Origin of the sequence: Mycobacterium sp. THU-M104 (assembly GCF_049197365.1) — a bacterium.
In the GTDB taxonomy this organism is placed as follows: domain Bacteria; phylum Actinomycetota; class Actinomycetes; order Mycobacteriales; family Mycobacteriaceae; genus Mycobacterium.
This window is the reverse complement of sequence record NZ_JBMIOP010000049.1, coordinates 1-5,920: the sequence shown is the minus strand read 5'-3', so window position 1 is coordinate 5,920 and position 5,920 is coordinate 1. Positions and strand designations below refer to the sequence as shown.

The window sequence follows — 5,920 nt, the reverse complement described above, 5'->3', positions numbered from 1 at the left end:
TGGACGTGGATGATCTTCTTGTCGGCCTGCGGGTTGATCCGCACCGGATCGAACTCCTGCAGCTCGTAGCCGACGGCGATCACCACGTCGGCGTTGTCGAACCCGAAGTTGACGTAGTCGTGGCGCATGAAGCCGATGGCGCCGATGCTGTTGGGGTGGTCGTCGGGCATGACCCCCTTGCCGTGGAAGGTGCACGCCACCGTGATGCCGAACTGCTCCGAGAAGCGCACCAGGGCCCGGGTCGCGTCGCTGCGGGCCGCGCCGTGCCCGGCCAGCAGCACCGGCCGCCGCGCCCCACGAAGGATGGCGACCGCGCGCTGCACCTGAGCGGGCGCCGGCGCGTCGGCGCGGACCACGTCGCGGCGCAGCGGCGTGAGGTCATAGTCCGTCTCATCGGCATCGATGTTCTCGGGCACCGCCAGATAGACCGCGGCCGGGCGTTCGGTCTCGGCGGTCTTGAATGCTTTGCGGAACATCTCCGGAATGGCATGGACGGTGGGCACCGCGGCGGCCCAGCGGGTGATCGGGGCGAACATCGACACCAGGTCGACGTACTGGTGGGACTCCTTGTATTCGCGGTCGTGGCCGACCTGAGCGGAGATCGCCACCAGCGGCGTGCTGTTGGTGGTTGCATCGGCGACCCCGAGCTGCATGTTGATCGCGCCGGGCCCCAGCGTGCTCGACACGACGGCGGCCCGGCCGGTGACACGCCCATACATCTCCGCCATGAACGCCGCGGCCTGCTCGTGCCGGGTCAGCACGTAGCGGATGCCGGAGGCGGCCAGCGCCTGCACGAAACGGATGTTCTCCTCTCCCGGCAGACCGAAGACGACGGAGACGCCCTCGTTTTCCAGGCACTTGACCATCAACGTGGCGGCTTTGGTCATCCGGCACCTCCCTGGACGCCAGGATAGTGGCAGGGTGGATATCGCAAGCTTTCACACCCACCGCAGAAACGAAGGATGTCAGCGTGCCCATCGCCACCATCAACCCGGCCACCGGCGAGACAGTCAAAACCTTCACCCCGGCGACCGACGCCGATGTCGACGCGGCGATCGCCCGCGCCCACGCCCGGTTCGCCGACTACCGCCGCACCACCACCTTCGCCCAGCGCGCACAGTGGGCGAACGCCACCGCCGACCTTCTGGAGGCCGAAGCCGACGACACCGCGGCCATGATGACATTGGAGATGGGCAAAACCCTGAAATCCGCCAAAGCGGAGGCTCTCAAGTGCGCCAAGGGGTTTCGCTACTACGCGGAGAACACCGAGAAGCTGCTGGCCGACGAGCCGGCCGACGCGGACACGGTCGGGGCGTCGACGGCATACGTCCGCTACCAGCCGCTGGGGGTGGTGTTGGCCGTGATGCCGTGGAACTTCCCGCTCTGGCAGGCCGTGCGGTTCGCCGCGCCCGCGTTGATGGCCGGCAACGTCGGCATCCTCAAGCACGCATCGAACGTGCCGCAGACCGCGCTGTACCTGTCCGACGTGATCGGGCGCGGCGGCTTCCCCGACGGCTGCTTCCAGACGCTGCTGGTGCCGTCGGGAGCCGTGGAGCGCATCCTGCGCGACCCCCGGGTCGCGGCGGCCACCCTGACGGGCAGCGAGCCGGCCGGCCAGTCGGTGGCCGCCATCTGCGGTGACGAGATCAAACCCACCGTGCTGGAGCTCGGCGGCAGCGACCCGTTCGTCGTGATGCCGTCGGCGGACCTCGACGAGGCCGTGCAGACCGCGGTCACCGCCCGGGTGCAGAACAACGGACAGTCCTGCATCGCCGCCAAGCGGTTCATCGTCCACACCGACATCTACGACGCATTCGTCGACAAGTTCGTCGAGCACATGGCGGCGCTGAAGGTCGGCGATCCGACCGACCCGGACACCGACGTGGGCCCGTTGGCCACCGAGTCCGGCCGCGACGAGATCGCCAAGCAGGTCGACGACGCCGTCGCCGCCGGCGCGGTGGTGCGCTGCGGCGGCGCGCCGCTGGACCGGCCCGGCTGGTTCTACCCGCCGACGGTGCTCACCGACATCACCGAGGACATGGCGCTCTACACCGAGGAGGTGTTCGGGCCGGTCGCCTCGATGTACCGGGCCGCCGACATCGACGAGGCGATCGAGATCGCCAACGCGACCGCCTTCGGGCTGGGCTCCAACGCCTGGACCTCCGACGAGGCCGAGCAGCGGCGCTTCATCGACGAGATCGAGGCCGGCCAGGTGTTCATCAACGGCATGACGGTGTCCTATCCCGAGTTGGGGTTCGGCGGCATCAAGCGCTCCGGCTACGGCCGCGAACTCGCGGGCCTGGGGATCAAGGAGTTCTGCAACGCCAAGACCGTCTGGGTCGGCTAGACCCGGTCAGCGGGCACCGCGATCGACGTCGGCGCCATGGCTTTGCGACCTTTTCCGCGCGGGCGTCGAATTCGGTGAATGGTCGTGGCGGCGGCACGCTCCGGCGCGCACCGCCATCAAAGCCGTAACAGCCGCGCGATCGGCGGCGGCGTAGTCGAGCGGCTCCTCGGTGACCAGGTAGCGGTAATAGAGGGGTGCTGCCACCAACCCGACGAACTCTCCGGCGTCGACGTCGGCAGGTAGGGATCCCTGCGCGATCGCGGCCTCGACCATCTCCGCTGCGTCCTGGTATCGGCTGGCGAAGAAGTTACGCCGGAGTTCGGCGATCAACGGTTCGCGGGCGGCCTCGGAGAACAGTGCGCGCACCAGGCCGGCAACCGACGGTGTTTCGTCGGTCAGAATGTCGACGATCCCGCGGCCAACGGCGCGCAGGTCGTCGTCGATCAAGCCGGTGACGGGCATCGGAAACTCGACTGCGGCCATGTCATCGAGGGCGGCGGCCAGGACGGCATCCTTGGTCTGCCAGCACGGCGGTTATGACTCGACGGTCGAAGAGATGTTCTTCGCTGTGGGCGAGGCGGCCCGCCGGTACGGCTGGAACTGCCTGATCTTCGAGGGGCCGGGGCAGGGCGCCGCGCTGCGCATCGACAAGTTGCCATTCCGATACGACTGGGAGGCAGTCGTCACCCCGGTGCTGGACATCGCCGTCAACCTGCGCGGGGTCGACCCCGACCGCATCGCGCTCATCGGTATGAGCATGGGCGGCTACCTTGCGCCGCGGGCCGCCGCGTTCGACCACCGTATCGCCGCATGCGTCGCCTACGACGGGGTGCTGAACTTCTCGGCGGCGTTACCACCGAAACGGGTAATCGAACGGGTGCTGACGAATCCAACTGATGCACCGACCGGCATGCGGTGGGCGGTGTTCAACGGCCAGTGGACATTCGGTGTCGACACGGCCCAGGGGATGGTCGATGAGGCGGGTCGGTATGACCTCACCGCGGTGGTCGAGCAGATCACCTGTCCGACACTGGTCTGCGATGCCGAAAAGGACCAGTTCTTCACCGGCCAGCCGCAGGCACTGTACGAAGCGCTGCGCTGCCCGAAGACGCTGCTGACGTTCACGACCGCCGAAGGCGCCGAAGAACACTGCCACGAAGGAGCTCTCACGCTCTTTCACCAGCGGATGTTCGACTGGCTCGACGAGATCCTCGCATCATGACCGCGTTCCCGTACCCGAAGCTCGACGCCGAGCAGCAAGCCGTGTACGAGCTGTTCCCGATCAATCTGACTCGGATGATGCTGCACACGCGCGGTCTGACGTTGCCGTATTGGAAGTACGCCTTGGTGTTTCGCAATGCCGCGGTCTCCGCCCAGGTCCGCGAACAGGTGATTGTACGTGGGACGGCGGGGCCCGGACGACCAGTTGGGCACGGTGAATCTCATCACTGCCGACAAGATCCGCGAGGTGGCCACCCTGGTGAGGGCCGGCAAAACAATCTCGCTGATCAGGAACGGTGTACAGAATTACACGGGCAGGATCGTCACGCGAGGAGTGTTCATCGACCTCGCCGAGCACTGGGGCGTCGAGGCCCTCGACCCCGGGTATGCCATCACCGTCCACGACCTCGAAGAGTGCCTGGCGCAAACGGATCTGGCGGTAAGACCCGGGGATGCCCTAGTCATCCGCACCGGCCTCATGGCCGCACGCCGCGGGCAGTGGGGCGACTACGCGGGCGGCCCGTCACCGGGCCTGTCGCTGCACACCGCGCCGTGGCTCCGCGACCAAGACATTGCGGCCATCGCCACCGACACCTGGGCAATCGAGGTGCTACCCAACGAGATCGACGTGTGGCAGCCACTGCACGTCGTTTCCCTTGCCCACACCGGCCTCGCCTTCGGCGAGATGTTCGATCTTGACGCGCCGTCCGAGGACAGCAAGACCGACGGGATCTACGAGTTCATGTTCGCCGCGTCGCCACTGCCTTTGACCGGCGCATCAGGCAGCCCGGTCTCGGCGCTGGCGATCAAATGACGAATCGATCTCACACTGCGGCCAGCACCTTGGCGTCCTCTGCGGCGAAGGTGTCCTCCAGCTGCAGCGGCGAGTAGTCGAGGTCGATCTCGCCGACCGGGCGGCCGCGGGCGCTGGAGATCGTGCCGAACCGCCGCATCCCCTTGTCCCCGGCGTACTGCAGCATCTCCTCCGGCGATATGCCGAAGGGCATTTCGGCACCGTAGACGGCGAAGCCTTCCTCGGTCACCTTCAGGGCCAGCGGGATCAGCTCGTTCATGCGCGTCTCGAACACCTCCCAGTTGGCGTCGTCGGCGGCGATGTGGCGCCGGCACGTGAACGTTCCCCATGCCATGTGGCGACGCTCGTCGTCGCGGATGTGACGAACCAGTTGCTGCATGCCGGGCAGGATTCCTCGGACCACGCAGATCTTGTGCCAGGCGTAATAGCCGGTCAGCGCGAGCATGCCCTCCACGATGTGGTTGTAGGTCACGGCCGCGCGGACCTGTGAGGCCGGGGAGGGGTCACTCGAGAGCGCATGAAGGCACTGAGGCAGCTCGTCGTAGAACATCTGACGGTAGGCCGGCAGATCGTCGAGGTAGCGCTGCAGGTCCTCGGTGACGCCGACGGCGTCGAGCCACATCCAGAAGACCTGGGTGTGCTTGGCTTCCTCGAAGGCGAACTGCGTCAGATACATCTCGTCGCCGAGTCGCCCCTCGGCCCGCATCGCGGACATGAACGGCTGGATGTCCTGGGTCACCGCCTCCTCGCCCGCGACGAACTCCGCGCACAGCCGAATGGCGTAGTCGCGCTCGAGGTCGGAGAGTTTTTCCCAATCCGCCCGGTCGCGGGAGAAATCGATGTCGGCGGGATCCCAGAACTTTGCGTTGCCCCCGGCGAACAGCTTGAGCGGCAGGCTCTCCCAGTTCAGGCCCCCCGCGACGAGTGAACCGATGTGCGTGCGTGTCATGTGAACTCCTCGGATCGTCGGACGGCCGGCTCAGCGGAGAAGGCGGCGGCCAGCACCGCGACGAGCCTGCGCACCGCCAGCGCGGGCTGTTCCGGGCTGGGCTCGTCGAGCCCGAGGACCGGATCCAGGCCGCGCATGTACGGGGCCAGGGCCAGGTGCGGGAAGAGCAACAGCAGCAGCGACAGCATCGCTTCGGTGTCGGCGTCGGCCCGCAGGTCGCCGCGCGCCTGCGCGTCGCGGAGCAGTGGACGCAGCACCTGCAGGTAGTGCCGGTGGATGACGGAGCGAACGCTGATCCGAGCGTCGGTGTCGACTTCCAGCGTCGCCGCGGCGTGCAGCGCACGCTCGTGTGGATGCTGGGCGAAGTAGGACACCCAGCCGTCGAGCAGGTCGGTCAGGAACTCGAAGAACGGCCGGGTCGGGTCGAGCTCGCGGATGAGGTCTTCGACGAAGGTGCGCACCCGCTGGCTGCCGATGTCGGTGATGTAGGCGTACAAGTCGCGTTTGTCGGCGAAATACTGGAACAGGCTGCCTTTGGCGACTCCCGCTCGGCGGGCGATGACGTTCAGACTCCCTCCGGAGAATCCGT

The 5,920-nt window shown here is 67.1% G+C and carries 6 protein-coding genes and 1 pseudogene; 3 read left to right on the top strand and 4 right to left on the bottom strand.

Going from position 1 to position 5,920, the window contains the following annotated elements; translation table 11 throughout:
• A partial coding sequence (locus ACOJVU_RS05350; protein WP_421528841.1) for a thiamine pyrophosphate-binding protein occupies positions 1-887 on the bottom strand: 887 nt, incomplete at its 3' end.
• Positions 888-970: 83 nt separating this feature from the next.
• On the opposite strand from ACOJVU_RS05350, the gene ACOJVU_RS05345 reads away from it, so the two are divergent.
• On the top strand, positions 971-2,347 hold the full coding sequence (locus tag ACOJVU_RS05345; protein WP_421528840.1) for an NADP-dependent succinic semialdehyde dehydrogenase: 1,377 nt from the start codon (positions 971-973) through the stop codon (positions 2,345-2,347).
• Positions 2,348-2,353: 6 nt separating this feature from the next.
• Here the strand turns inward: ACOJVU_RS05345 and ACOJVU_RS05340 are convergent, their stop codons facing one another.
• The gene (locus ACOJVU_RS05340; RefSeq protein ID WP_421528839.1) at positions 2,354-2,830 is read right to left on the bottom strand and encodes a TetR-like C-terminal domain-containing protein; all 477 of its coding nucleotides are present in this window, start codon (positions 2,828-2,830) and stop codon (positions 2,354-2,356) included.
• 43 nt (positions 2,831-2,873) lie between these two features.
• Here ACOJVU_RS05340 and ACOJVU_RS05335 point away from each other — a divergent pair.
• A pseudogene (locus tag ACOJVU_RS05335) lies at positions 2,874-3,569 on the top strand (alpha/beta hydrolase family protein); the annotation flags it as partial.
• Positions 3,570-3,746: 177 nt separating this feature from the next.
• A complete protein-coding gene (locus tag ACOJVU_RS05330; RefSeq protein ID WP_421528838.1) occupies positions 3,747-4,382 on the top strand; it encodes a cyclase family protein in 636 nt (211 codons plus the stop codon).
• A gap of 10 nt (positions 4,383-4,392) precedes the next feature.
• Here ACOJVU_RS05330 and ACOJVU_RS05325 read toward each other — a convergent pair whose 3' ends face one another.
• Positions 4,393-5,331 carry a R2-like ligand-binding oxidase gene (locus tag ACOJVU_RS05325; RefSeq protein WP_421528837.1) on the bottom strand — a complete coding sequence of 313 codons (939 nt, stop codon included), beginning with the start codon at positions 5,329-5,331 and terminating at the stop codon, positions 4,393-4,395.
• Positions 5,328-5,920, bottom strand: a 593-nt coding sequence (locus ACOJVU_RS05320) for a TetR/AcrR family transcriptional regulator (protein WP_421528836.1), incomplete at its 5' end; no start/stop codon positions are given. The genes ACOJVU_RS05325 and ACOJVU_RS05320, both read right to left, overlap by 4 nt.